The following is a 24,019-nucleotide window of genomic DNA, read 5'->3' on the forward strand; positions in this document are numbered from 1 at the left end:
GGCCATGACGAATCGGTCGCATCTGGCCTGCCGGGTGAGGCGCCCGCGACCAATTGGCCGCCACCCCGCTGCATCTTCCGGCTGTATGCCGGTGCCACCATTTACCGCGCCTTAGCCAATGTGACGTAGTTTTGATCACGCTTCGGTGCGTGCCGCCGGGCGGGCCGCTTTGGGCCAAGATAAAGAATGAGCTGTCGGGGGTGGGAATGTCTGCGCAATTTGCGCCGCAGTCGCGGCGTGCCAATTTTCTGACCCTGCGGTTTCGTGGCAAGATCGTGCTCGGCTTTGCCGTCGTGTTGGCGATCTCGGCTGCCAGCATCGGCTTCTCTTATCTCGGCTTCGAGCGGGTCGCCGGCGCGGTGGCCACCTATCGCGGCAGCGTGGCCGAGGCCGACGCCGCCCGCAACATCGACCGCGAGCTGGTGTCCTACCAGGCGCTTGCCCGCTACTTCGCCCTGACCGGCAAGCCCGAGGACGAGGCGGCCGCCACCGCAGCCCAGCAGTCGTTGCAGGCCGCCATCGACAAGTCGATGGCCGCGACCAGCGCGGCCGATCGCCGCGCCCAGCTCGGCAAATTGCAGGCGCAGTTTCAGACCTTCGCCAAGATCTTCTCCGACATCGTCGCCTTGACCCGGGACAACGCCAAGCTGGCGACCGATCAGATCGGGATCATCGGCAACAAGATCCGCTTCAAGTTCGATGATCTGGCGGACACCGCGGCGTTGGCCGGTCTTCCGACGGTTCAGACCACGGCCAAGGATCTGACCGGCCAGTATCTGACCGCCTCGGCGCTGGTCGGCACCTACCTCGCCAAGCCGGATCCCAAGACGGCCGACGGCGCCATTGCCCGGACGCGATTCCTCGAGACCTCCCTGGTCACGATCTACGCCAATGACGAGAAGGTCACGCAGCGCGTCACCGAGCTCGGCGATCTCATCAAGCAGTACCGCGCCGCCTTCATCAAGTTCTCTGACAATTCCAAGGCGCTGGCGAAGCTGGTGCAGGACATGGGTAGCGCGGCCACGGAGATCCTCGCGCTCTCGAATGGGCTGAGGTCCGATCTGGCTGCCGATCAGCAGCGCATCGAGGCGTCCACCAATGCCACCATCGGCGAGATCGAGCGGCTGATCGCGATCCTGGCCGTCGGCGGCCTCGCGCTCGGCGCGGCGCTCGCGCTGATGCTCGGCAACGGCATCTCCAAGCCGATGATTGCGATGTGCAAGGCGATGCGCGAGCTCGCCTCGGGCCAGTTCGATGTCCGCCTGCCGGGGCTGGGCCGCAGCGACGAGATCGGCGAGATGGCCGCGGCCGTCGAGGAGTTCAAGGTGCAGGCGGTCGCCAAGGCGGAGCGCGATGCGGCGTCGCAGGACGCCCAGAACAAGGCCGCCGGCGCGGCGCGCCGGGCGGAGCTGATCCGCTTCGCCGACGAGTTCGAATCCGCGGTCGGCTCGATCGTGTCCAACGTGTCGAGCTCGGCGCAGCAGCTCGAGCATGCCGCCTCGACCCTGACGCGCACCGCCGAGACGACGCAGTCGCTGGCGAGCCGCGTCAGCGGCACCTCCGACCAGGCCACCGGCCGCATCCAGTCGGTGGCGAGCGCAACCGATGAGCTGTCCGCGTCGGTCAACGAGATCGGCCGCCAGGTGCGCGAGTCCAACCGGATCGCCGAGTCCGCCGTCATGCAGGCCGAGGAGACCGACGGGCGCATCGGCAAGCTGTCTCGCGCCGCGCAGGAGATCGGCGACGTCGTCAAGCTGATCACTGCAATCGCCGAGCAGACCAATCTGCTCGCACTGAACGCGACCATCGAGGCGGCCCGCGCCGGCGATGCCGGCCGCGGCTTCGCGGTCGTCGCCTCCGAAGTGAAGTCGCTGGCCGAGCAGACCGCCAAGGCAACCGACGACATCTCCAACCACATCTCCGGCATGCAGGCCGCCACGCAGGAGTCGGTGGCGGCGATCAAGCAGATCGGCGGCACGATCCGCCAGATCTCGACCATCGCCTCGTCGATCGCGACCGCGGTCGAGCAGCAGGGCGGGGCGACGCAGGAGATCGCCAGGAACGTGCAGAGCGTCGCCGCCGGCACGCAGGCTGCCGCGACCGACATCACCCAGGTCAATCGCGGCGCGACGCAGACCGGCGAAGCCTCGGAAGAAGTGCTGCGCTCGGCCCAGTCGCTGTCGTCGGAGAGCGCAAGGTTGCGCGAGGAGCTCAACCGCTTCATGGCGAATATTCGCGCGGCGTAAGGCGGGCGGCGCCAGGCTCCTTTTTCGCGGCCGGCAGCTACGTCGCGAGCTCGCCGCCCAATCCTCCGCTGTCATCCCGGCGAACGCCGGGATCCATACGCCGCGGCGGATGTGAGGCGGACGGTACTGATCGAGTGCCCCAACTCGGCATCACGCGGTATGGATCCCGGGTCGCGCTCGCTTTGCTCGCTTGCCCGGGACGACGGCTGAGTGAAAGGCGCCATCCCGGCTCACGATCGACTTGGTCACTGAGCGGACGCCGACGAAGCCGCTGACGCTTCTGAGTTCCCTCACCTGCTGCCGGGAACCCCCCGCCGACCGGGACGTTGGGTCGCAGCGGCAAACCTTCGCTGCCGCATTTGCTTCATCCTCTCCGGTCTAGCATGCGGTGCGGCCCGCGCCGTCGCAGTGGGATTCCATGGCACCCCGGCAGGCATCGTTCCCCCATCTTCGCGTCATCACATCGGAGCCGTCCGGCGAAGTCACGCGCGCGCCTCGGCCCGACGATGACCGCGTCATCGAGACCAATATTCCAGCCCGGCTCGACGATCTCCGCTGGAGTACTTTCCATACACGCGTGGTCCTGGCGCTCGGCATCACCTGGGTGCTCGACGGTCTCGAAGTCACGCTCGCTGGCGCGCTCTCCGGCGCGCTCAAGCAGAGCCCGAGCCTGCACTTCTCCAATCTCGACATCGGGCTTGCCAACAGCGCCTATCTCGCCGGCGCCGTCATCGGCGCGCTCGGCTTCGGTTGGCTCACCGACCGTATCGGCCGCCGCAAACTCTTCTTCATCACGCTCGCGCTCTATCTCTCCGCGACCGCCGCCACCGCGCTGTCCTGGAATGTCGCGACCTACGCGCTGTTTCGTTTTCTCACCGGCGCCGGCATCGGCGGCGAATACACCGCGATCAACTCCACCATCCAGGAGCTGGTGCCAGCGCGCTATCGCGGCTGGACCGATCTCTTGATCAACGGCAGCTTCTGGCTCGGAGCCGCATTAGGCGCCGTCGGCGCCATCGTGCTGCTCGATCCTGCCTTCGCCGGCCCCGATGTCGGCTGGCGGCTCGCTTATGGCATCGGCGCCTGCCTCGGTCTCGTCGTGCTGATCATGCGGATGTGGATCCCCGAAAGCCCGCGCTGGCTGATGATCCACGGCCATCCCGAGCAGGCGCATGACATCGTCGTCGCCATCGAACGCGACGTCACCGGGCACGATCATGAGGAGCGCGCCAGATCGCTGCCGAAGATCCGCCTGCGCATGCGCGACCACACGCCGCTCGGCGAGGTCGCTCGCACGCTGCTCTCAGCCTACAGGCAGCGCTCGCTCGTCGGCCTCACCTTGATGATCGCGCAGGCGTTCTTCTACAACGCCATCTTCTTCACCTTCGCGCTGGTGCTGACCGATTTTTACGGCATCAAGTCCGACCATGTCGGCTGGTACATCCTGCCTTTTGCCGCCGGCAACGTGCTCGGGCCGCTGCTGCTCGGCCGTCTTTTTGACACGCTCGGACGCCGCGCGATGATCACCTTCACCTACGGCGTCTCCGGCGTGCTGCTGGCATTGACCGGCTATCTGTTCTCGATCGGCGTGTTGAGCGCGCAGACCCAGACCGCGGCCTGGATGGTGATCTTCTTCTTCGCGTCGCCGGCAGCGAGCGCTGCCTATCTCACGGTGTCGGAGAATTTCCCGCTCGAAGTGCGTGCGCTCGCGATCGCATTGTTCTATGCCATCGGCACCGGCATTGGCGGCGTCGCCGGACCTGCGCTATTCGGCGCATTGCTCGACAGCGGCGCGCGCGGAGCGGTGTTTGCCGGCTATCTGTTTGGCGCCGGCCTGATGCTGGTCGCTGCCTTGGTCGCCTGGCGCTATGCGATCGCGGCCGAGCGCAAATCGCTCGAGCAGGTCGCGCGCCCGCTGGCCGTGATGGAGTAGGTGATGATGTCCGAGAATTCCGATCTGATCGCGCCCGGCGCCTCCCAGCCGGCGGAGATCGTGCCGGCGCCGGCGAGCCTGGTGCCGCATCTACGCGAGGTCGCCATCCTGCTCGACATCGACGGCACCCTGCTCGATCTGGCGCCTACGCCGCGCGAGGTATGGGTGCCGCCGGGCTTGGCCGAGACGTTGAAGACCTTGATGCAGCGAACGTCAGGCGCGCTCGCTCTGGTGTCCGGCCGCTCGCTCAACGATATCGACCTCATCTTCGCGCCGGACGTCTATCCTGCCGTCGGCGGCCATGGCGCGGAGATGCGGCTCGCCGGCGGCAGCGAGGCCGACGCGGTCAAGGCACCGCCGCTCGACAAGGAGCTGAAGCGCAGGCTGGCGGCGATCGCCAAGCTCAGCCAGGGCATTCTGCTCGAGGACAAGGGCTACTCACTGGCCTTGCATTATCGCCTCGCGCCGCAGGCGGAGCAGGCGATCTACGACGAAGTATCCCGCATCCGCGCCGAGCTGCCGGAGGCGCCGATCGAGGTGCTGCCCGGCAAATGCGTGTGCGAGATCAAGCCGGCCGGCTTCACCAAGGCGAGCGGCGTGCGCGAGTTGATGCGTCACGCGCCGTTCAAGGGGCGCAAGCCGTTCTTCATCGGCGACGACGTCACGGACGAATCGGTGTTCGCGATCATGCCCGATTTTGCCGGCCTGTCGTTCTCGGTGGGACGGCGGGCGTTCGGCGTCGACGGACATTTCGATGCGCCGGACGACGTGCGTGCCTTCCTCGCGCGGCTCGCCGGACGCTGAACTAACAGGATGTGTCGCACATCAAGCGGGCGGGTTGGTAGTTCCGCTGTTAGTTCCATCTGCGTGGCGTTCGCAGTCATTCTCTGCTGCTTTTGATTAGAAATGCTCTGACTTGCGCCGCGCTGTGATTACACCGCGCCGCTGCCTGAATTTGGTTTCAATTGGTTGAAAGGGTGGCCCGGAACCATATTGATGAACGGTTGTTAACCGACATGACCAGCAGGAGGGGAGCTGTGAACCTCGTCGTGGTTTCGAATCGGGTGGCCCGTGGCAAAGCCAACGAGCCAATGACCGGCGGACTTGCGGCAGCTCTGCTGCCCGTTGTGGAGAATTCAGGGGCAGTCTGGGTGGGTTCCTCGGGGCGTGTGCGCGATGGTGCGCAGACGGAACCGATCGCGCAGATCGAGCAGCTCGGCCAGGGTGCGCTGGCGCTGCTGGATCTGCCGGCCGCGCATTATGCCGGCTATTATGAAGGCTTCGCCAATTCGGCGCTGTGGCCCGCGCTGCATTCGCGCAGCGACCTGATCAGCGTCTCGAACGACGACTACACCTCCTATCGCGAGGTCAACGCCTTCGTCGCCCGCGCGCTGCTGCGGTTCCACAAGCCCGACACGCTGTTCTGGATCCAGGACTACCACTTCCTGTCGCTCGGCGCGGAGCTCCGCGCGCTGGGGGTAAAGAGCCCGGTCGGCTTCTTCCTGCATACGCCCTGGCCCGCGCGCAGCGTCATCGACAGCGTGCCGAATCACCGTGATCTCGTCACCGCGATGCTCGCCTATGACCTGATCGGCTTCCAGACCGAGGACGATCGCGACAACTTCACCGCCTGCGTCCGCGCCGATCTCGGCCTGCACGTGCGCGACGGCGTGGTGAGGTCGGTGCATGGCCGCACGCGTCTTGCGGTGTTTCCGATCGGCATCGATGCCGACAAGTTCGCGCAGCAGGCCGCAAAGGCCGCCTCGCATCCCGATGTCTCGCGGCTGCGCCGCAGCCTGCACGGCGAGAAGCTCGCCATCGGCGTCGACCGGCTCGATTATTCGAAGGGCCTCGTCAACCGCATCAATGCCTTCGACCGGATGTGGACGGTCCATCCCACCCTGCTGCGGGCCGCATCGCTGTTGCAGATCGCCACTCCGTCGCGTGAATCGATCGAGGCCTATGGCCATCTGCAGAGCGAGGTTGCGCGCCTCGTCAGCGAGGTCAATGGCCGTCACGGCGAGGTCGACTGGACGCCGATCCGCTATCTCAACAAGGGCTATGGCCAGAGCGTGCTGGCGGGGCTCTATCGCAGCGCGCAGGTCGGCGTCGTCACGCCGCTGCATGACGGCATGAATCTCGTCGCCAAGGAATATGTCGCCGCGCAAAGCCCGGTCGATCCCGGCGTGCTGGTGCTGTCAAAATTCGCCGGCGCCGCCAACGAGCTCGATGCCGCGCTCCTGGTCAATCCGCACGATATCGACGGCATGGCGCGCACCATCGCGATGGCGCTGGCGATGCCGCTCAACGAGCGGCGGATGCGCTACGAGATCCTGATGACCAAGCTTCGCCGCCATTCGATCCAGCAATGGTTCGCCGACTTCCTCGACGCGCTGCAGGACGACGGCAGCCAGGAGGCCGCCGAGATCGAGCCTCTGCCGGCGGCGCCGGCGGGATTCCTCACCAGCCGTCTGGCCTCGTCGAGCGCCAGATATCACTGAGCGATCGCCGAAGGCGCCCGCGAGCGCCTTCATTGGCTCAGTGGCAATAGGACACGCCGTCGAGCACGGCGCAGCGTAGCTTGTTCGGCGAGCTCGGATTGTCCATCGGCACCATGCCGTTGCCCTGGCCCACGAACACGCCGGGGCCGACCACGACCGAGGCCTTGTTGCCGACGATCACCGACGGGTGCGGCTTCAGGCTGGACTTGGTGCCATCAGGCCACAGGATCGCATCCCCTTGCCAAATCCCCTTGCGGCCGTCGTCGCAGGTCACGTCGACACCCTGCCGCGTGCACTGATCGGCCTGGGCCGCGCCGGCGCCGCCGAGCACGGCAGTGAGGATCAGGGCGAGGCGGGCAGGGGCAGACAACGGCATGGCAGGTCCTTCGAGGAGCGGTCGATCGGGCGCGGCGGCGCAAATCAGTGGTCGCGGCACAGCGGAGGCGGGTTCACCCGGTCGTGGCCAGCCTTGCGAACGACGCGGATCGGGCCCCGGTGCAGCCGGATTGGTGATTTTTATCAGCCATTTGGGGGAAATTTGGCCCGGATGCCTCCGCCCCGCTTGCAAAACGCCCCCGACCCCGCCAAGAGAGGGCCTCCGGAGAGATGGCCGAGTGGCTTAAGGCGCACGCTTGGAAAGCGTGTGTGCGGGAAACCGTACCGTGGGTTCGAATCCCACTCTCTCCGCCAGCACCTCATCCCAGGCATTCCCAAAACCTGCCCGGCAGGCGGCAAGCTCTGGCGCTTCCGATACGAGGTTGATGGCAGGGAGAAGCTGCTCTTGCTCGGTTCGTACCCCTTGGTCGGGCTTGCCCAAGCGAGGGCCGCGGTCGCGAACCCGGCCTGAACGTCCCGCCTTCTGGTTCAAGTTCGCCGGGCGACGTCCAGCAAGTCCCTCCGCGGCATCACCCGACCGGCTCGTTGCCGTCTTGATGCGCTCACATGTCCTTGACGAGGGCGAGCAACCGGAAATCCTCGAGCGCAGCGTGGCGATGCGGGGCCGCCTCGCGCCGGTAGATCTCGGTGTCGACGATCGAGCGGAAGGTGGCGAAGTCACCGTATTCGTTGATCGCCGCCTCGTCCCAGCGTTCGCCGTGCGCGCCGACCAGGTGAGCCAGGACCGGTCCGGAAAAGATCCGCGCAAGCGGCTTGCCAGCTGCGAGACGCCGAAATGCCGGCCGGTAGCGTTCGTGGAAGGCTTCTCGACCAGAGCAGGGCGTGGCGTCGAATCCGTCCTCATAGTGCGCATGCACGCGGTAGCGCAGCAGATTGAGCATGTAGACCGGCTGTCCGGGAGGAAGCACGCGCTCTGCGGCGTCGAGGGCTTGCAGTGTGATTTCGATGGGGTTCATCGGATCTCCATGGCCTTTCCGTCGGCGCGGATTCACGCCGTCGATCTCCATTTGGCGCATCGGGATGCCCCCTTGTAGTGACTGCGCAGCCATGACTATGTGGACACAATGTCCACAACCTCCCTGCCGCCCGACGTCTCCCGTCTCCTCGCCCTGGTTCGCGTTGTCGAGGCCGGCTCGTTCGCCGAGGCCGCGCGGCGGGCGGGGACGACCACCTCGGCGATGTCGAAGGCGGTCGCCCGCCTCGAACGAGCACGCGGGATGCGGCTCCTGCATCGCTCCACCCATTCGCTGACCCTGACGGAAGAGGGCGAGCGGCTGATGGCGGCCGGTCGCGTGCTCGTGGAAAGCCTCGCCCGTGTCCAATCCGCCCTCGGCGAAGTCTCGCGCGATGGCGGACGCGTGCGCGTGACCGCGTCCGCCTCGTTCGCGCGCGCTTGCATCCTGCCGCGGCTGCCCGCGTTCTTGCGGGAGCGGCCGGAAATCGAGATCGAAGTGAAATTCCGCAATGAGATCCTCGATCTCGCAGCGGAGGGGGTGGACATCGCGATCCGCTCGGGCCCCCTCGACCGCGTACCAGGCCATACGGCCCGGCGGCTTTGCACCTTCTCCTGGATTGCTTGCGCCTCGCCCGCCTATTTGGACGCACGTGGTACGCCCTCGACTCCCGACGAGCTGTCCGCGCATGACCACGTCGGCTTCCGCAATCCCGCGACCGGCCAGATCCTGACCTGGCGCTTCGCCGACCCGCGCGGAAAAAGTCTCGTTCGCGTCGCGACGAAGCCCAAGCACATTTGCGACGACGCGCACGCATCGGTGGCTTTGATCGCGAACGGGTTCGGCATCGGCTGGGGACCGGCGTGGCTCGTCTCCGACGGCCTGCGCACCGGTCAGCTCGTCGAGGTCCTTGCGCCCTGGCGCGCACCGGCGGAGCCTCTCTGGATGCTGCGCACCTCCAACCGCCGCCCGCCCCTGCGCACGCAACGCGTGATGTCGTTCCTCGCCACGCTGCCCGCTGCATTCAGCGGCTCGGCTGAACAAGGCGTCGGCCGTGTCAGAAGCGAGAAGGCACCTGATTAGCACGTGAGCAGCACATCCGAGCTGGACGCATATTCGTTCGACATTGATAGCAGACGTCTGGTCCGGGACCGTTGGATGAGCTGCGTCGATCTTCGTGACCGAGCCCGGAGTCGAAGTGACTATTTGCGCTCCCCGGCAGTACGGAGGTGTGCAGCCGCGCCTCGGCAGCAACCTCGCGGCGAGGACCGCAGGACTTCCGATCAGTCGCCCCGAGTGGAGCTGACAATGTCGCTATGAGGCAACGCTGGTGCGGTGTTTGCCCTGTTGGGCATTCGCACCAGCGAACTTCGGTTGGGTCTTCCGAATCGCGCACAGCCCTTCGTGCATCGTGATCTGCGGCTTGTAGCCCAACTCGGTTCAAGTCCTGCGGATACTGATTCACTGCGGATTGACTGAAACACTCTCTCCGCCAGCCGTCCATCCCTTGCTGGCCGGCATAGTCACAATCCTTCCGCTTTTGTTAACGCCCCACCCGTATCTTTCCGGAGACAACCGGGGAGATGATCATGGCTGGGGCGTGCGCGGGATGCGCTGACGGGGTCGAGCTGCCATTTGCGTTCAAGATGGCGTTTCAGCCGATCGTCGATGTCAACGCGCGCAGGATCTGGGGGTACGAGGCGCTGGTGCGCGGGCCGAATGGCGAGGGGGCGTACAGCGTGCTCTCGCAGCTCACCGAGGCGCAGCTCTATCGCTTCGACCAGTCGGCGCGGGTGCTCGCGATCGAGACCGCCGGCCGCCTGTTCACCGATCCCAGCGCGCGGCTGTCGATCAACTTCATGCCCAACGCGGTCTATGAGCCGCGCGCCTGCATCCAGAAATCGCTGGCGGCGGCGAAGCGCGCCAGCTTTCCGTCGGAGAACCTGATGTTCGAGTTCACCGAGAACGAGCGCATGACGAGTCCCGACCATGTCGAGCGCATCGTCAAGAGCTACAAGGAGCTCGGCTTCTGGACCGCGCTCGACGATTTCGGCGCCGGCTATGCCGGTCTCAATCTGCTGGCGCGGTTGCAGCCGAACCTGATCAAGATCGACATGGAGCTGTTGCGCGACATCGATCGCGATCACGCCAAGCAGGTGATCGTGTCGGGCGTTGCCGCCATGGCGCGGCAGCTCGATATCGCGGTGCTGGCCGAGGGCGTCGAGAGCGCGGCGGAGCTCGCGGTGCTGCGCTCGGCCGGGATCAACCTGTTCCAGGGCTATTACTTCGCCAAGCCGGCGCTGATGGCGCTGCCCGAGGTGCCGTGGCTGGCAGAGCCCGCGCGTGATCTGGCGGTGGGCTGACCGTCGCCGTGCTCACACATCCTTCGCGCTATCGCCTCCCGTCACCTCATACTCGGCGCCCGTGACCATCGCGGCCGCGTCGGAGGCGAGGAACACGGCGGCCGGCGAGATGTCATCGGGCTGCAGCCAGCCGACCTTGAGCGGCACGGTCGGCGCGCGCGCATCCCACGCCTGCTGCGGCGTTGGATTCGCCGGCGCCTCGCGGCCGGTCTCGCGGATCGCCTCGCTCAGGCGTGCGTCGTAACGTGTCAGCGCGGTGTCGACGAGGCCGGGGATCAGCGCGTTCACCGTGATGTTGTGCTGGCCGAGCTCGAGCGCGGCGGACTTCATCAGCCCGAGAATGCCCCATTTCGACGCCGAGTAGCTCGATGCATCGCGGGTGCCGTGCTTGCCTTGCATCGACGACAGCACGATGATGCGGCCGGTCTTGCGCGCGACCATCTTCGGCGCGAAGGCGCGGATGGTGTTGGCGGTGCCGTTGAGATTGTTGTCGATCACGTCGCGCCAGTCGCTGTCCTCCATCTCCAACAGCGGCTTCCAGCGCTGGATCGCGGCGTCGGCGACGACGATGTCGATCTTGCCATAGGTCTGCTCGACATGATCGGCGGCGGCGCGCAGTGCGGCGATGTCCCGGATATCGGCGCGGATGCTCTCGCCGCGGCTTCCATAGGCCATGATCTGACGCACCGTCTCGGCGAGATCCTCAGGCGTCGCGGGTGCCGCGTTCGACGCAGTCGAGACCGGTCCGGCAATGTCGAGTGCGACCACATCGGCGCCATTGGCCGCCATCTCCACCGCGATCGATCGCCCGATGCCACGCGCCGCGCCGGTGACGACGGCGACCTTGCCGGCGAGGGACGAGCCACGCCCGGGCCGGATTGGCCCGGCGCTCTTCTCCGGCGGCGGCTCGGGCACGGGCTGGCCGTGCAGCTCGCGCGGCCCGGTGTCGGTGCGGCCGCCCTGATTGCCGCCCGCGCCCGTCTGCGCCGACGCCTGGTTGAGCACCGCGAAAGCGGTCGCCGCCGCCGTGCCCTTGAGAAGTCCGCGGCGAAAGATGTTGTAGGCAGGCATGGCGCGCTCTCCAGCTGGCGGTTCTCGACAACCGTCCGTCCGCAGCGCCGTTCCAGTCGGCTGGTCGATGTTCGGTCCGTCCGGTGATGGTGGAGATCTTCTAAACAAGGCCGCAGGCATGCCTGCTCCGATGTCATGCGGCAGATCTAGTGTGCGGCCGTGGCTTTGAACGGAGTGACACGGGTGATGGCGCAGAAGGAGGTCCGGACGGCTCTCATGGTGCTGGCGGTGACCCAGCTCATCGGCTGGGGCACGCTCGGCCTGCCGGCCGTGCTCAGCCGTGCCATGGCTGCGGATCTGGACATGACGCTGGCGGCGATCTTCGCCGGCTCCTCCGTGCTCTATGTTGCGATGGGCGTGTGCTCTCCGCTGCTGGCGCAGCCGTTCGTCCGCCATGGCGGCCGGCGGGTGATGGTCGCCGGCACGCTGCTGAGTGCGCCCGGCCTGGTGCTGTTGTCGGCTGCGCAGGGGCCGGTCTCCTATTACGCCGCATGGCTTCTGCTCGGGATCGCCGGCAGCGCGACGCTCTCGACCGCGGCTTATGTGGTGCTGAACGAAATCGCCGGCCCGCGCGCCCGCCAGGCAATCGGCGCGCTGATGCTTGTAACCGGCCTGTCGAGCAGCATCTTCTGGCCGGTCAGCTCCGCTATCGCCGCCCATGTCGGCTGGCGCGGCACCTGTCTCGTCTATGCTGGTTTGCTGCTGCTGGTCTCGCTGCCGCTCCTCGTCCTGGTCTTGCCGGCGCGCCCGGCCGATCGGCCGGCCACCGCATCCGACACCCCCGCGGTCGCCCATCCTGCGTCGGCACGCAGCACGTTCCATCTGCTGGTGGCTGCGATCGGCCTCAACGCCTTCGTCTCGATGGGATTGAGCGCCGTGCTGATCGAGCTGCTGAAGGCCGAGGGGCTCAGCCCTGGAGAGGCGATCGGCTTCGGCTCGATGCTCGGCGTCGTCCAGATCAGCGCCCGCGCGCTGGATTTTGTCGGCGGCGGCCGCTGGGACGGCCTCACCACCGCACTGACGGCAGGTCTGGCGCTGCCGCTGTCGATGCTGCTTCTGATGCTGGCCGGCGGCTCCCATGCCATGGTGGCTGTCTTCATCCTGGTCTATGGCCTCGGCAGCGGCGCGTTGGCGGTGGCCCGCGCGACCATGCCGCTGGTGTTCTATGACAAGGCCGCCTTCGCCAAGGCATCGGCGCAGATCGCGCTGCCGCTCAACCTGTTGTCTGCCGTCTCAGCGCCAGTTTTGGCTTGGCTTCTCACCAGCTACGGCAGCAACGCCCTGCTGGCCCTCATCCTGGTGTTCTCGTCGGCGGCTTTCCTCATGCTGCTGATGCTGCGCCGACGCCGGCCGGGGCATGCGATGGCGGCCGCATAGGCTCCAGCACCCCATCCCAGGCAGGGGGCAATTCCGAAACAGCGGGACTGGGGCGGCGCGAATGCATTAAAAAGCATCCGCGCGCCCCGCCTCGTGCCCGGCGCTCCCTCCCTGCAATGCCCACATCACCCGCATGCCCCCCGTCATCGCCGATCCCTCCATCCTGCGCGTCCTGATCGTGCTGGCCGTCACCCAGCTGATTGCCTGGGGCACGCTCAGCCTGCCGGCGGTGATCGGCCGGGCCATGGCGGCGGACCTGGAGATGGACCTGACCGCGATCTTCGCCAGCACGACCGTGCTGTACATGTCGATGGGGCTGTGCTCGCCGCTCCTGGCGCGGCCGTTCATCAAGCAGGGCGGCCGCCGCGTCATGATCGCAGGCACGGTGCTGGCGGCGCCCGGCTATGTGCTGCTGTCGGTCGCGCAGGGGCCGCTGACCTATTACGCGGCCTGGCTGCTGCTCGGCATCGCCGGCAGCGCCACGCTCTCGACCGCCTCCTACATCGTGCTCAACGAGATCGCCGGGCGGCGCGCGGGCCGGGCCATCGGCGCGCTGATGCTGGTGACGGGATTATCGAGCAGCATCTTCTGGCCGGTGACGTCGGCGCTGTCGGCGCATATCGGCTGGCGCAGCACCTGCCTCGTCTATGCCGGCCTCTTGATCCTGGTGTCGCTGCCGCTGTTCGTGTTCCTGCTGCCGCGCCGGGTCCATGATCATCTGCCGGCTGACTCGGGCGCGGCCGCGCGGGCGCCTGCCGCTACGCCGGCGCGCAGCACCTTCTATCTGCTGGTCGGCGCCTCCGGCCTCAACGCGTTCGTCGCCTTCGGCATGGGCGCCGTGCTGATCGAGCTCCTGAAGGCCGAGGGCCTCTCGCCGGCGGAGGCGATCGCCTTCGGCTCGATGCTGGGCGTGATCCAGATCAGCGCCCGCGCGATCGACTTCCTCGGCGGCGGCCGCTGGGACGGCATCACCACCGCGATCGTCGCCGGTCTGGCGCTGCCGGCCGCCATGCTGCTGCTGATGCTGAGCCACGGCTCGCATGTCGCGATTGCGATGTTCATGCTGGTCTACGGCCTCGGCACCGGCGCGCTCGCAGTGGCCCGCGCGACCATGCCGCTGGTGTTCTATGACAAGGCGGCGTTCGCCAAGGCCTCGGCGCAGATCGGCCTGCCGATGAACGTGCTGTCGGCGGTGTCGGCCCCGATCCTGGTCGAGCTTCTGACCCGCTACGGCAGCAATGCGCCGCTGGCGCTCAGTCTGGTCTGCTCCTGCGCCGCGGTGGCGATGCTGCTGCTGTTGCGGCAGCGCCGGCCTGCGCAGGTGACGGCGTCATCTTAATGCTGCTGAGTCGCCCGTCGGGCAGGGCGCGCAGACGACCGGCGAGCGCTGATGCGCGCCGTCGCCCTGCGCCGGACAACGAAGTTTGCAAGCGGCGTCAAGGGCATCGGCACATCCGCACGAGGCAGCGCAAACTTTGCGCTTTCGTTTTATCGGAATTTGTGGTTGATTGTCCCCGTCCGGCTTCATCGACGAGGGGCGCTGCGCATCGTCAGGAGCGTTGAGGCAGGATGCGATGGACGGGCAGGCGCCGACTGACGAGCGGCGCCGGCACGGACGGTCAAGTCGCATGGTCCTGGCATCCCGAAGCTGATGTCTGCGCAACGTGCATTCCGCGCGGTGCTGCAAACGGGGGCAAGAACGCCGGTCCCCGGGGAGAGTGCGAAGCAGCCGTAACACCATTGCGCAGGGAAGGCCGGGTCGCGCTGGCTGAACCTGTGGTTCCTGCCCCGTGCATTCCTTGTCGCACGGGGGCCGCAGGAATCAGCCGAGGCCTGGTCTTCCCTGCGCCCTCGATGAGATGAGGGCTTCGTTGCACAAAGCTTGGTCGCTCTGCGCGTCGCGAGGCCGTAAAGCCATGAGACGAGCGCCTGAACCGGCCACCGCGGCGAGCCCATCGTATGTTAGTTTCCGAGACGAAAAAGGGATGTTGGGCGGTTGTGCTCGCGAAGCGCCTCGCGCAATCGGATTTTTCTGCTGCTAAAGACTAATTAGTCCATCGGCGCACGGGCGCACAGATAGCAAACCATTAATGTGAGCTTGGTATCGTGCATACAGTCCCTGCAACGAGAACCAGAAAATGCGACACCTGACTGTCTATCAGCGTCTCGCGGCGATCATTGCCGTGATGTCGATCGCTCTGTTCGCCGTCTCTGCCATGCAGATCCTGATGCTGCGTGGAACCGTCATCGAGGAGCGGCAGGCCATGGTCCGCAACCTCGTGGACTCCGCCGTCAAGGTTCTCAGTTATTATGACGCTGCTGCGGCCTCCGGAAAGATGTCCGCGGACGAGGCCCGCCAGCAGGCCTTCGCTGCGATCGGCGCGATGCGCTGGGGTCCGTACAACGACTATCTCGGCGTCTATGGCACCGGGCCGTCGGATGCGGGCGTCACCTATGTCCACGCCAAGCGTGAGTATATCAACGTCAATCGCTGGAACTACCAGGATGCGAACAAGAAGTACCTGATCCAGGACATCGTCCGCGCCGCGCGGGCCGGCGGCGGCTTCGTCGAGTACCAGGTGCCGCGCGCCAGTGGCGGCCCCGAGCTGCCGAAGATGTCCTATGTCGGCGCCTATGGCAGCGGCGACAAGATGCTGGCGATCCAGGCCGGCGTCTATGTCGACGACATCGATGCCGCCGTCTATCAGCGCGCGCTGTGGGCCGGCCTCGGCGCCCTTGCCGGGCTGCTGATCGCCGCGATCACCGCCTTCTGGCTCGGACGCAGCGTCGTCGTTCCGCTCGACCAGACCTGCGCCGTGATGGACGAGCTGACCAAGGGCCATCTCGGCTTCGAGGTGCCGTTCACCGATCGCCGCAACGAGATCGGCCGCATGGCGCGCAGCCTGCAGATCCTCAAGGACCATCTCGCCGAGAGCGAGCGCATCAGGGCCGAGCAGGAATTGGCGAAGCAGCAGGCCGCCGAGGAGCGGCGGGCGGTGCTGGCGCGCATCGCTGACGAGTTCGAGCGCTCGATCGGCGGCGTGATCCAGACCACGACGAGCGCGGCCGGCGAGCTGCAGACCTCGGCGCAGTCGATGTCGAGCATCGTCTCCGGCACGTCAGACCAGAGCGCCAAGGTCGCCGCGGCCGCCGAGCAGACCGCCAAGAACGTCCAGACCGTGTCGGCCTCGGCCGAGCAGTTGTCGTCGTCGATCCAGGAGATCGCCAAGCAAGTCACGCAGTCGTCGTCGATCGCGCAGAACGCGGTCGAGCAGGCGACCCGGACCGAATCCATGGTCACGCGTCTGGTCCACGCCTCGCAGAAGATCGGCGAGGTGATGGCGCTGATCCAGACCATCGCCGGCCAGACCAATCTGCTGGCGCTGAACGCCACCATCGAATCGGCACGCGCAGGCGAAGCGGGCAAGGGCTTCGCGGTCGTCGCCAATGAGGTCAAGGCGCTGTCGGCGCAGACCGCCAAGGCGACCGAGGAGATCACCAGCCAGATCGAGGCGATCCGCGACGCCACCACCTCGACCGTGACCGCGATCCGCGAGATCGGCACCACGATCGGGCAGATGAACGAGATCACCGAGACCATCGCCGCGGCGGTCGAGGAGCAGGGCGTCGCCACCAAGGAGATCGCCCGCAGCGTGCAGCAGGCGGCGCAGGGCACGCAAGGCGTCATGCAGCACATCGTCGGCGTGCGCGAAGCCTCGGGGCAGGTCGGCGCGGCGGCGGCGCAGGTGTTGAGTGCGGCGGCCCAGCTCGGCAGCCAGTCGGATCAGCTGAAGAGCCAGACCGGACGATTCCTCGGCAACGTCCGGGCGGCCTGAGGCCGCGGCGGCGGATGGTGATCGCTCACCCTCCGCCGATGTCAGTGAGACGATCGAGCAGCGCGGCTTGCGCCGGATTGATGCGGACTCTCGCCTGGGCGAGATCGAACCAGGCGGCGCGGTCGACCTCGGGAAAGCGCTGCAGACGACCGCTGCGCGGCGGCCATTCAAGCTCGAATTCGTTGCTGGTGATCGCCTCGGCATTGAGATCGGTCTCGGCGGCGAAGGCCTCGACCACCTTGCCGCCGCGCTGCCGGATCTCGCCGAGCGGCAGCAGCGGCGCCGTCAACTCGGTGCCGAGCTCCTCGGCGAATTCGCGCCGCGCCACCGCCTCGGCGGCCTCGCCGGCAGTGAATTCGCCCTTCGGGATCGACCAGGCGCCGAGATCCTTGTTGCGCCAGAACGGCCCGCCCGGATGCACCAGCAGCACCTCGAGCGTGCCGCCCCGACGGCGAAAGGCGAGCACGCCCGCGCTGCGCGCCGGCATGCTCTCAGGCCTCGCCGGTGCGCTGGATGAGGTCGCGCTCCCAGCCGAACACCGATCGTCCATCGAGCTCGGGCGAGGCGGCCCGCTCGGTGGCGATGAAGGCGTCGAGCGAAGGGCCGGTCGCGGTGCGCTCCAGCCGCCGCGCCTGGTCGTCGAGCCGCTTCAGCGCCGCCATCGCCTCGTCGCGGCCGAGCTTGGCATTGCCGACCGCGGATTTCAGCACGCGGATGGTCTCGTCATAGACCTTGATGGGCACGGGATAGGGATGCCGATCCTTGCCGCCATGCGCCAGCGAGAACCGCGCCGGATCGGTGAACCGATACGGCGCGCCATGCACGACCTCGGCGACCATCGCCAGCGAGCGCACGGTGCGGGCGCCGACGCCGGGTGTCAGCAGCAGCTCGGGAAAATCGACCGGGCCGCGCTCGGCGGCGGCCGCCAAGGTGCCGTGCAGCCGGCGGGCGAACACGTCCTTCGGCCTGACGTCGTGATGATCGGGCATGATAAGATGCGGCAGCATCGCTTGCGCTTGCATCGGCGCCGGCGTGCTCAGCCGCTCGAACTCGGTGACGACACGGTCGGGGCCGAGCTCGGCGAGCAGCTCGAGCTGCGCGTTGCGCGACGGCGCCGCGCGCTTGTCGGTGAGATTGACGATCTCGCCCTGCGCCGGACCGTCGATCGCGCTGTGCGGCGCGTCGACGAAGTCGGCAATGTCGGGAGAATGCCAGTGATAGCGCCGGGCCTGGCGCGCCTCGCCATTCATGCCCTGCTGCACGACGGTCCATTTGCCGTCCGCGGTGACGAAGAAGCCGTGCAGATAGAGGTCGAAGCCGTCCTGCACGGCGGCGCTGTCGACCTTGGCGACGAGCTTGCTGGTGCGCACGAGACCTTCGCCGTCGAGTCCCAGATGGTCGCTGAGCAGCCGCAGCTCGTCCGGCGTCTTGCGCGAATGCTCGCCGCGGCCGCCGCAGACGTAGATGCCGAGCTCAGACGAGAGCGGCTTCAGCCCGCGCTTGAGCGCGCCGATCACGCTGGTGGTGATCCCCGAGGAATGCCAGTCCATGCCCATCACGGCGCCGAACGACTGGAACCAGAACGGGTGCGACAGCCGCGCGAGGAATTCATCGCGGCCGTAATGATGCACGATGGCTTGCGTGATGATGGCGCCGAGCGCGGACATGCGCATGCCGAGCCAAGCCGGGACGCGCCCGGAATGGAGTGGAAGATCGGCGCTGCCGGTGCGACGGGCCATGGAATCCTTGCGCTGGGGAACTGCTGCGCCAATGTATCAGACGGCGTGCAGCGGTGGATCACAAAGTTTGACCGCAAGCGCACGCGCTCGGAGCACGACGCCGCATGACCAACGCGCAGCCTGCCGACACCGTCTTCTCACCGGCCTATGCCGAGGACGATGTCGCAATCGCCGACCGCCTGCTGCGCACCCAGGACGCCGCCGACCTACCCGCCGTCAAGGCCACCGCGCGGCGGCTGATCGAGGGCCTCCGCGCCAAGGCCTCGCGCTTCGGTGGCATCGACGATTTCCTGCAGGAATATTCGCTCTCCACCAATGAGGGCCTCGCTTTGATGGTGCTGGCCGAGGCGCTGCTGCGGGTGCCTGGCGACGACACCGCCGACCGGCTGATCGAGGACAAGCTCGGCCGTAGCGACTTCCTGCATCACGAGGTCAAGTCGCACACGCCTCTGGTCACCGCCTCGGCCTGGGCGCTCGGCCTCGCCGCGCGCGTGATCGCGCCGGACGAGACGCCTGAGAGCGTGGTCGCCGGCCTCGCGCGCCGCCTGGGCCTGCCGACGGTGCGCACTGCCGCGCGGCAGGCGATGAAGCTGCTTGGCAGCCATTTCGTGCTCGGCGAGACCATCGCCCAGGCGCTCGACCGTGCCAATTCCGGCACCGGTCGGCTGTTCCGCTATTCCTTCGACATGCTCGGCGAAGGCGCCCGCACCGCCAATGATGCCGCGCGCTACCGGCAGTCCTATGCGGCGGCGATCGCGGCGATCGGGCGTGCCGCCGGCAACGCGGCGTTGCCGGAGCGTCCGGGCATCTCGGTCAAGCTGTCGGCGCTGCATCCGCGCTATGAGGAGATCAGCCGCGACCGCGTGCTGCGCGAGCTGGTGCCGATGGTCATCGATCTCGCGAGGCAGGCCAAGTCGTACGACCTGAACTTCACCGTCGATGCCGAGGAAGCCGACCGGCTCGACCTGTCGATGGCGGTGATTGCGAAGGTCGTGGCTGATCCTGCTCTCGCCGGTTGGGAGGGCTTCGGTCTTGCGATCCAGGCTTATCAGAAGCGCGCCGACAAGGTCATCGCCTTCGTCGCGGACCTTGCCGCAAAGCACGATCGCCGCTTCATGGTCCGGCTGGTCAAGGGCGCCTATTGGGACACCGAGATCAAGCGCGCGCAGGAGCGCGGGCTCGACGACTATCCGGTCTTCACCCGCAAGGCGATGACCGATCTGAACTACCTCGCCTGCGCGCGCCAACTGCTGGCGCAGCGCAGCCGCATCTTCCCGCAATTCGCAACCCACAACGCGCTGACGGTCGCGCATATCGTGCATGAGGCCGGCGGTAGCGGCGGCTACGAGTTCCAGCGGCTGCATGGCATGGGCGATCCGCTGTATGCGAGCTTGCGCGAGCTGCATCCCGACATCGCCTGCCGCACCTATGCGCCGGTCGGGCAGCATCGCGATCTCCTGGCCTATCTCGTTCGCCGCCTGCTCGAGAACGGGGCCAACTCCTCGTTCGTCTCGGTGGCGGCCGATCCGAATGTGCCGATCGAGCAGTTGGTGACGAGCGAGGCCGAGATCATCGGCAGGCCGGAAGCCGCCCGTCATCCGCATATCGTGCGGCCGCGCGATCTCTACGGTCCGACGCGTCGTAACTCGCAGGGCATCGAGCTCGGCCATCACGCCTCGCTGAATGCCATGCGTGCCGAGATCGTGCGAGCTGGCGCCGCACCGGCCGCGGCCTCGCCGATCATCGACGGCATCGCCCAGGACGGTACGCCGCGTCAGCTCACGAGTCCGTTCGACTCGGGCGTGATCGCCGGCACAGTCGTTGAGGCCGATGCGGCCGTGGTCGAACGCGCGGTTGCGGCGGCAGTCGGCGGCTTGGCGTCCTGGCGAATGACCACCGCCGCCCAACGCGCCAAGGCGTTGCGGCGCGCGGCTGACATCATCGAGCAGCGCCGGGCGCGTCTCATTCATCTGCTGGCTATCGAGGCCGGCAAGACCATCGACGATGCCATCGCCGAGATCCGCGAGGCGGTGGACTTCTGCCGCTACTATGCCGCCGAAGGGGAAGCGCTGTTCGGCGCCGAGCTCGGCCTGCCCGGACCGACCGGCGAGTCGAATGCATTGCGGCTGCGCCCGCGCGGCGTCTTCGTTGCGATCTCGCCATGGAATTTTCCGCTCGCCATCTTCATCGGACAGATCGCTGCGGCGCTGATGGCCGGCAATATCGTCGTCGCCAAGCCGGCCGAGCAGACGCCGCTGATCGCAGCCGAGACGGTGCGGCTGCTACATGAGGCGGGCATCGCGGCCTCGGCGCTGCAGCTCGTTCCGGGTGATGGCGCCGCCGGCGCTCGCCTCGTCGACCACCCGGCGATCGCAGGCGTGGTCTTCACCGGCTCGTATGAGACGGCGCGCGCGATCAACATCGCGCTCGCCAACCGCAAGGGGCCGATCCTGCCGCTGATCGCGGAGACCGGCGGCATCAATGCGATGCTGGTCGACTCGACCGCTTTAGCCGAGCAGGTGACCGACGACGTCGTCACCTCGGCGTTCCGCTCGGCCGGCCAGCGTTGCTCGGCGCTGCGGCTTCTGTGTTTGCAGGATGATGTCGCCGACGACATCATCGCGATGATCGCAGGCGCGGCGCGCGAGCTGCGGATTGGCGACCCCCGCGATGTGTCGACCCATATCGGCCCGGTGATCGACCGGGAGGCCAAGGCGCGGCTGGATCAGCACATCGCGCGCATGAAGGTCAGCGCGCGCGTGCATTACGCTGGATCCTCGCCGGACACCGGCTGCTTCGTGGCGCCGCATGTGTTCGAGCTGCAGCGGCCTGAGGAGCTGGAGCAGGAGGTGTTCGGCCCCGTCCTCCACGTGGTGCGCTATCGCGGCGAGGATCTCGAGCGCATGCTGCAGGCGATCGCCGCGTCGGGATATGGTCTGACCTTCGGCCTGCATTCGCGCATCAGCCAGCTCGCTGACCGCGTCGGTGAGCTTCCGATCGGCAACATCTACGTCAACCGCAACATGATCGGCGCCGTCGTCGGCGTGCAGCCATTTGGCGGCTGCGGGCTGTCGGGAACGGGGCCGAAGGCCGGCGGGCCGCATTATCTCGCGCGCTTCGCGACCGAGCAGACGCTGACGATCAACACCGCAGCCGCGGGCGGCAATGCCGCGTTGGCCTCGCTGGGCGAGAAAGGATGACGCGCGATGGCGCTAGCCGTCGGCGAGATAGCCGATCCAGTTCCTGAACAGGAGCTTGGCCGCGTGGCCGGCGGCGAGATCCGGGCGAAGCGTCAGGCCAGGCAGCTCGGCGGCCAAGGTCGGATCGCGCCGCGCCTTGGCGCGCAGCTCGAATGCGTTCAGCACCGCCTCGGTCTCGGCGCTGAAATAGGATTTCGGCATCCGCGGATAGTCGTCGCGCTGCCCGGCGAGATACCGCGCGATGTCGCGCATGTATTCACGCTGCAGCGACAGCGCGTCATATTCGGGATGGCCCTGGAAGAACACGAAGCGGCTCGGCATCTCCCGCGCAAAGATGTCGACGCCGACCTCGGCCGACCGGGTCAGGATGTCGTAGCCGCGCTCCGCCAGCAGCGGCTCGTTGACGGCGTTGAGACGGGAGTGCGGCACCTGCAGCGGCGTATCGATGCCTCGAGTCAGCCAGTCGTCCCGGACCTTGACGCAGTCGAAGACGCCGGAGCATTTGTGGGCCAGCCGCTGCCGCTCGATGTCGTCGAGATGCAGCACCGCGGCATGCGCGGCGAGGCAGGACCAGATCGTCGTCTTGGTGTTGGTCCTGGCCCAGTCGATGAGGGACGTCAGGTCCGGCCAATACGGCTCATCACGCAGCCTCGCTGCGACGGGCTCGGCGCCGGTGACGATCAGGCCATCGATGCCGAGGCCATCGAGCCGGTCGATGTCGGTGTAGCTCTGGGCGACGTGGCTGCTGGCCGCAGGCGAGCGTGCGATCGACGGCAGCGAGAAGCAGTGCAGACGGATGCGGACGTGCCACGGCGCCGATTGCTGCAGCAGCCGCGCGATCTGTAGGTCGGTTGCCTTCAGCGCGCTGTCCGGCATGTTGTTGACGAGCCCGATCGTGAGCTCGATCGGGTCGCGCAGGCGCCGCTCGCCGCCGGCGGGCGCGAGGGCAGGGCTGGTGATCCTGCGATCTCTGTCGAACAGCAGGGTCATCGGCTGAGCGCTCTACTCCGCGGCGTCCAGCTGACGCGGACAGGCCTGCGCCAGCGCCTGGTCGAGATCCTCGATGATGTCGCTGATGTGCTCGATCCCGATCGACAGCCGGATCGCCTCGGGCAACACGCCGGCCTTGCGCTGATCCTCCGGCGGCATCTGCCGGTGCGTGGTCGAGGCCGGATGGCAGGCGAGAGACTTCGCATCGCCGATATTGACCAGCCGCGTGATCAGCTTGAGCGCGTCGTAGAACGCCTTGCCGGCCTCCATGCCGCCCTTGATGCCGAAGGTGAACAGCGAGGAGGCGCGGCCGTCGAGATATTTCTGCACCAGCGGGTAGTACGGGCTTTCCGGGAAGCCGGCATAGTTGACCCACGCGACGCGCGGGTCGTTGCGCAGGAAGTCCGCGACCTTGCGCGCATTCTCGACGTGACGCTCCATGCGCAGCGCCACGGTCTCGATGCCCTGCAACAGCAGGAAGGCGTTGAACGGCGACAGCACCGCGCCCATCGTGCGCTGGTAGACGCTGCGCGCGCGCTGGATGTAGGCGCTACGGCCGAAATGGTCGGTGTAGACCATGCCGTGATAGGACGTGTCCGGCTGGCTGAAGGCCGGGAAGCGGTCGGCGTGATCCTTCCAGGGGAAGTTGCCGCTGTCGACCAGCATGCCCCCCAGCGTCGTGCCATGGCCGCCGAGGAATTTGGTCAGCGAATGCACCGCGATGTCGGCGCCGTAGTCGAAAGGCCGCAGCAGGATGGGCGTCGCGACCGTGTTGTCGACGATCAGCGGCACGCCGTTGCGATGTGCGACCTTAGCCAGCGCCTCGATGTCGCAGACATTGCCGGCAGGGTTGCCGATCGTCTCGGCGAACACCGCCTTGGTGTTCTCGTCGATCAGCCGCTCGATTGCGTCCGGCTGATCACTTTCGGCAAAGCGTCCGGTGATGCCCTGGCGCGGCAGGATGTGGCCGAGCAGCGTATGCGTCGTGCCGTAGAGCTGCGGCACCGAGACGATGTTGCCGCCGCCATCGGCGAGATTGACGAACGCGAAATGCAGCGCCGCCTGGCCGGTGCCGACCGCGAGCGCGCCGACGCCGCCTTCGAGCTCGGCGACGCGCTTCTCCAGCACGGCCGTCGTGGGATTGGAGATGCGGCTGTAGCGATAGCCTTCGACTTCGAGGTTGAACAGGGCGGCGCCGTGATCGGCGCTGTCGAACGCATAGGCAGCGGTCTGATAGATCGGGACCGCAACGGCTTTGGTCGTGCCTTCGGGCTCGTAGCCGGCGTGGATTGCAATCGTCTCGTTGCGCATCGGCGATCTCCGCTCCTGCATCGTTGTCTGCAGGCCGCTCGTATTCCGCGAGTGACCGATTTGTATGAGCGTGGCGGTAAAGCGGTCCATAATTCGCGACAAC

Annotated in this window: 18 protein-coding genes and 1 tRNA gene; 12 read left to right on the forward strand and 7 right to left on the reverse strand. The window is 67.1% G+C overall.

The annotated features are described in order from the left end of the window. The first annotated feature begins 206 nt into the window (after nt 1-206). The 4 genes from ACVILH_RS09250 (at nt 207) to ACVILH_RS09265 (ending at nt 6,680) form a co-directional block, all read left to right on the forward strand. A complete protein-coding gene (locus ACVILH_RS09250; protein ID WP_456712617.1) occupies nt 207-2,246 on the forward strand; it encodes a methyl-accepting chemotaxis protein in 2,040 nt (679 codons plus the stop codon). Nucleotides 2,247-2,664: 418 nt separating this feature from the next. Then, complete coding sequence (locus ACVILH_RS09255) at nt 2,665-4,179, forward strand: MFS transporter (RefSeq protein ID WP_456712618.1); 1,515 nt, start codon at nt 2,665-2,667, stop codon at nt 4,177-4,179. Nucleotides 4,180-4,182: 3 nt separating this feature from the next. Beyond that, nucleotides 4,183-4,983: a trehalose-phosphatase gene (gene otsB / locus ACVILH_RS09260; protein ID WP_456712619.1), complete on the forward strand. Its 801-nt coding sequence runs from the start codon at nt 4,183-4,185 to the stop codon at nt 4,981-4,983. A 233-nt stretch (nt 4,984-5,216) separates the two neighbouring features. Continuing rightward, nucleotides 5,217-6,680, forward strand: a complete 1,464-nt coding sequence (locus tag ACVILH_RS09265; protein ID WP_456712620.1) for an alpha,alpha-trehalose-phosphate synthase (UDP-forming) — start codon at nt 5,217-5,219, stop codon at nt 6,678-6,680. A gap of 37 nt (nt 6,681-6,717) precedes the next feature. Here ACVILH_RS09265 and ACVILH_RS09270 read toward each other — a convergent pair whose 3' ends face one another. Further along, on the reverse strand, nt 6,718-7,056 hold the full coding sequence (locus tag ACVILH_RS09270) for a hypothetical protein (protein WP_456712621.1): 339 nt from the start codon (nt 7,054-7,056) through the stop codon (nt 6,718-6,720). A 224-nt stretch (nt 7,057-7,280) separates the two neighbouring features. Here ACVILH_RS09270 and ACVILH_RS09275 point away from each other — a divergent pair. After that, nucleotides 7,281-7,370 (forward strand) — tRNA-Ser (locus ACVILH_RS09275). Then, nucleotides 7,324-7,527, forward strand: coding sequence for an Arm DNA-binding domain-containing protein (locus tag ACVILH_RS09280; RefSeq protein ID WP_456716916.1), 204 nt, complete (start codon nt 7,324-7,326; stop codon nt 7,525-7,527). Before ACVILH_RS09275 ends, ACVILH_RS09280 begins: the two co-directional genes overlap by 47 nt. A 91-nt stretch (nt 7,528-7,618) precedes the next feature. On the opposite strand, the gene ACVILH_RS09285 is transcribed toward ACVILH_RS09280, so the two are convergent. Further along, nucleotides 7,619-8,032, reverse strand: a complete 414-nt coding sequence (locus ACVILH_RS09285; RefSeq protein ID WP_456712622.1) for a hypothetical protein — start codon at nt 8,030-8,032, stop codon at nt 7,619-7,621. A gap of 108 nt (nt 8,033-8,140) precedes the next feature. Here ACVILH_RS09285 and ACVILH_RS09290 point away from each other — a divergent pair, with 108 nt between their 5' ends. Next, a complete protein-coding gene (locus ACVILH_RS09290) occupies nt 8,141-9,112 on the forward strand; it encodes a LysR family transcriptional regulator (RefSeq protein WP_456712623.1) in 972 nt (323 codons plus the stop codon). Between the two features lie 506 nt (nt 9,113-9,618). Further along, the gene (locus tag ACVILH_RS09295) at nt 9,619-10,392 is read left to right on the forward strand and encodes an EAL domain-containing protein (RefSeq protein ID WP_456712624.1); all 774 of its coding nucleotides are present in this window, start codon (nt 9,619-9,621) and stop codon (nt 10,390-10,392) included. A gap of 12 nt (nt 10,393-10,404) precedes the next feature. Here ACVILH_RS09295 and ACVILH_RS09300 read toward each other — a convergent pair whose 3' ends face one another. Continuing rightward, nucleotides 10,405-11,463, reverse strand: coding sequence for an SDR family NAD(P)-dependent oxidoreductase (locus ACVILH_RS09300; RefSeq protein WP_456712625.1), 1,059 nt, complete (start codon nt 11,461-11,463; stop codon nt 10,405-10,407). Nucleotides 11,464-11,649: 186 nt separating this feature from the next. On the opposite strand from ACVILH_RS09300, the gene ACVILH_RS09305 reads away from it, so the two are divergent. The 3 genes from ACVILH_RS09305 to ACVILH_RS09315 all read left to right on the forward strand — a co-directional run bounded on the left by ACVILH_RS09305 (nt 11,650) and on the right by ACVILH_RS09315 (nt 16,676). After that, a complete protein-coding gene (locus tag ACVILH_RS09305) occupies nt 11,650-12,840 on the forward strand; it encodes an MFS transporter (RefSeq protein WP_456712626.1) in 1,191 nt (396 codons plus the stop codon). Nucleotides 12,841-12,973: 133 nt separating this feature from the next. After that, a complete protein-coding gene (locus ACVILH_RS09310) occupies nt 12,974-14,179 on the forward strand; it encodes an MFS transporter (protein ID WP_456712627.1) in 1,206 nt (401 codons plus the stop codon). 799 nt (nt 14,180-14,978) lie between these two features. Continuing rightward, nucleotides 14,979-16,676, forward strand: a complete 1,698-nt coding sequence (locus ACVILH_RS09315) for a methyl-accepting chemotaxis protein (RefSeq protein WP_456712628.1) — start codon at nt 14,979-14,981, stop codon at nt 16,674-16,676. A gap of 25 nt (nt 16,677-16,701) precedes the next feature. On the opposite strand, the gene ACVILH_RS09320 is transcribed toward ACVILH_RS09315, so the two are convergent. Continuing rightward, a complete protein-coding gene (locus ACVILH_RS09320) occupies nt 16,702-17,163 on the reverse strand; it encodes an NUDIX domain-containing protein (protein ID WP_456712629.1) in 462 nt (153 codons plus the stop codon). A gap of 4 nt (nt 17,164-17,167) precedes the next feature. Beyond that, on the reverse strand, nt 17,168-18,415 hold the full coding sequence (locus ACVILH_RS09325) for a DUF763 domain-containing protein (RefSeq protein ID WP_456712630.1): 1,248 nt from the start codon (nt 18,413-18,415) through the stop codon (nt 17,168-17,170). A 104-nt stretch (nt 18,416-18,519) separates the two neighbouring features. On the opposite strand from ACVILH_RS09325, the gene putA reads away from it, so the two are divergent. Next, the gene (gene putA, locus ACVILH_RS09330) at nt 18,520-21,615 is read left to right on the forward strand and encodes a bifunctional proline dehydrogenase/L-glutamate gamma-semialdehyde dehydrogenase PutA (protein WP_456712631.1); all 3,096 of its coding nucleotides are present in this window, start codon (nt 18,520-18,522) and stop codon (nt 21,613-21,615) included. Nucleotides 21,616-21,627: 12 nt separating this feature from the next. Here putA and metA read toward each other — a convergent pair whose 3' ends face one another. Together metA and ACVILH_RS09340 are read right to left on the reverse strand one after the other, a co-directional pair. Further along, the gene (gene metA, locus ACVILH_RS09335) at nt 21,628-22,605 is read right to left on the reverse strand and encodes a homoserine O-succinyltransferase MetA (protein ID WP_456712632.1); all 978 of its coding nucleotides are present in this window, start codon (nt 22,603-22,605) and stop codon (nt 21,628-21,630) included. A gap of 12 nt (nt 22,606-22,617) precedes the next feature. After that, nucleotides 22,618-23,916 (reverse strand): O-acetylhomoserine aminocarboxypropyltransferase/cysteine synthase family protein, encoded by a 1,299-nt coding sequence (locus ACVILH_RS09340; RefSeq protein ID WP_456712633.1) that lies wholly within the window; start codon nt 23,914-23,916, stop codon nt 22,618-22,620. Nucleotides 23,917-24,019 lie beyond the last annotated feature (103 nt).

The sequence above is a fragment of the Bradyrhizobium sp. USDA 4353 genome (assembly GCF_054063215.1).

Coding starts and splice junctions, on each gene's coding strand:
- ACVILH_RS09285 (WP_456712622.1), bottom strand. CDS start 8,032: ATGAACCCCATCGAAATCACACTGCAAGCCCTCGACGCCGCAGAGCGC.
- ACVILH_RS09310 (WP_456712627.1), top strand. CDS start 12,974: ATGCCCCCCGTCATCGCCGATCCCTCCATCCTGCGCGTCCTGATCGTG.
- otsB (WP_456712619.1), top strand. CDS start 4,183: ATGATGTCCGAGAATTCCGATCTGATCGCGCCCGGCGCCTCCCAGCCG.
- metA (WP_456712632.1), bottom strand. CDS start 22,605: ATGACCCTGCTGTTCGACAGAGATCGCAGGATCACCAGCCCTGCCCTC.
- ACVILH_RS09295 (WP_456712624.1), top strand. CDS start 9,619: ATGGCTGGGGCGTGCGCGGGATGCGCTGACGGGGTCGAGCTGCCATTT.
- ACVILH_RS09255 (WP_456712618.1), top strand. CDS start 2,665: ATGGCACCCCGGCAGGCATCGTTCCCCCATCTTCGCGTCATCACATCG.
- ACVILH_RS09290 (WP_456712623.1), top strand. CDS start 8,141: ATGTCCACAACCTCCCTGCCGCCCGACGTCTCCCGTCTCCTCGCCCTG.
- ACVILH_RS09270 (WP_456712621.1), bottom strand. CDS start 7,056: ATGCCGTTGTCTGCCCCTGCCCGCCTCGCCCTGATCCTCACTGCCGTG.
- ACVILH_RS09325 (WP_456712630.1), bottom strand. CDS start 18,415: ATGGCCCGTCGCACCGGCAGCGCCGATCTTCCACTCCATTCCGGGCGC.
- ACVILH_RS09250 (WP_456712617.1), top strand. CDS start 207: ATGTCTGCGCAATTTGCGCCGCAGTCGCGGCGTGCCAATTTTCTGACC.
- ACVILH_RS09340 (WP_456712633.1), bottom strand. CDS start 23,916: ATGCGCAACGAGACGATTGCAATCCACGCCGGCTACGAGCCCGAAGGC.
- ACVILH_RS09305 (WP_456712626.1), top strand. CDS start 11,650: ATGGCGCAGAAGGAGGTCCGGACGGCTCTCATGGTGCTGGCGGTGACC.
- ACVILH_RS09315 (WP_456712628.1), top strand. CDS start 14,979: ATGCGACACCTGACTGTCTATCAGCGTCTCGCGGCGATCATTGCCGTG.
- putA (WP_456712631.1), top strand. CDS start 18,520: ATGACCAACGCGCAGCCTGCCGACACCGTCTTCTCACCGGCCTATGCC.
- ACVILH_RS09300 (WP_456712625.1), bottom strand. CDS start 11,463: ATGCCTGCCTACAACATCTTTCGCCGCGGACTTCTCAAGGGCACGGCG.
- ACVILH_RS09320 (WP_456712629.1), bottom strand. CDS start 17,163: ATGCCGGCGCGCAGCGCGGGCGTGCTCGCCTTTCGCCGTCGGGGCGGC.